Origin of the sequence: Granulicatella balaenopterae (assembly GCF_900111135.1) — a bacterium.
Taxonomy (GTDB): Bacteria; Bacillota; Bacilli; order Lactobacillales; family Aerococcaceae; genus Granulicatella; species Granulicatella balaenopterae.
This window is the reverse complement of sequence record NZ_FOGF01000093.1, coordinates 1-1110: the sequence shown is the minus strand read 5'-3', so window position 1 is coordinate 1110 and position 1110 is coordinate 1. Positions and strand designations below refer to the sequence as shown.

Annotated in this window: 1 protein-coding gene; it reads left to right on the top strand. The window is 31.3% G+C overall.

The window, feature by feature from the left end; genetic code table 11:
* The first annotated feature begins 90 nt into the window (after window positions 1-90).
* The gene (locus tag BMX09_RS09950) at window positions 91-1002 is read left to right on the top strand and encodes a DDE-type integrase/transposase/recombinase (protein ID WP_218138951.1); all 912 of its coding nucleotides are present in this window, start codon (window positions 91-93) and stop codon (window positions 1000-1002) included.
* The last annotated feature ends 108 nt before the right edge of the window (window positions 1003-1110 follow it).

The following is a 1110-nucleotide window of genomic DNA, read 5'->3' as shown; positions in this document are numbered from 1 at the left end:
AAAAAAAGAACACCAATCTGATATACTAATAAGTGACTAAACCAAAAGTATAGAGAGGTGTTCTTTGTGAAAATAATTATAACAGAAGAAATGAGATTAAGAAAGAAAATTGTTGAATATGCGATAAAATATGATAATAATGCCCTTGCTGCAAGAAAATATCATACTAGTCGTCAACAAGTTCAACGCTGGCGCAAACGATATGATGGAACAGTCCAATCTTTTGCATTAAAAAGTCGCAAACCACATTCGCATCCAAATCAACATACTTCTGAAGAAATCGATATTATTTTACATTGTTATCGTTATTATAAAAAAGATGGATTAGCTGAAGTTTATGTACAGTGTAAAAAAAGAGGATATTCAAGACATTATCAATCTATGATTAAAATGATTAATCGCCATGCTAAAAAGAAAGAAGCTCCTAAAAAAAAATCTTATCCTAAAAGTAAGTGGAAACCTGATGAAGTTACTTACCCAGGTGAAAAAGTACAAATTGATATTAAATATGTACCAATAGAATGTATCGGTTGGGATACTCACGGAGTGCGTTATTACCAAATTACAGCTATTGATGAGTTTACAAGAAAACGAGTTTGTAGCATTGTAGATGAAAAAAGCGTTACTCATACCGCTAATTTTCTTAAAGATCTAGATAAAAAATTGGGGTTTAGTATAAAAACAGTTCAAACAGATAATGGTAGAGAATTTACCAATGATATGAATCAAACCGAACAGTTAAGTTATTTTGAGCGAGTATTAAAAGTTAAAGGTATTCAATACAAAAAAACACGACCATATTCTCCGTGGCAAAATGGGAAAGTAGAACGTAGTCATCGAGTAGATGGAGAACGTTTTTATAATAAAGCATTCAAATCGTTAGATGATTTGATTAACAAGCATAAACGATATATCGAAAGAGAAAATAATGTTGCTAGAAAAATATTAGGCTTTAAATCAGCTAATCAGGTAAACGAAGAATTTTGGCATTGTATGGCTTAACAGATTGTAAAAGTCTTTTTGTATAGGTAGTAAAGCCCCGCTACGCTTTCCGGCTTGACAACCTAAAAAAGACTTTATTTAAAAGAGCAAGCCATTCAACCAAAAAAA

Bases quoted from the DNA above. Each gene is read 5' to 3' on its own strand.
- BMX09_RS09950 (WP_218138951.1), top strand. From the start codon at position 91: ATGAGATTAAGAAAGAAAATTGTTGAATATGCGATAAAATATGATAAT.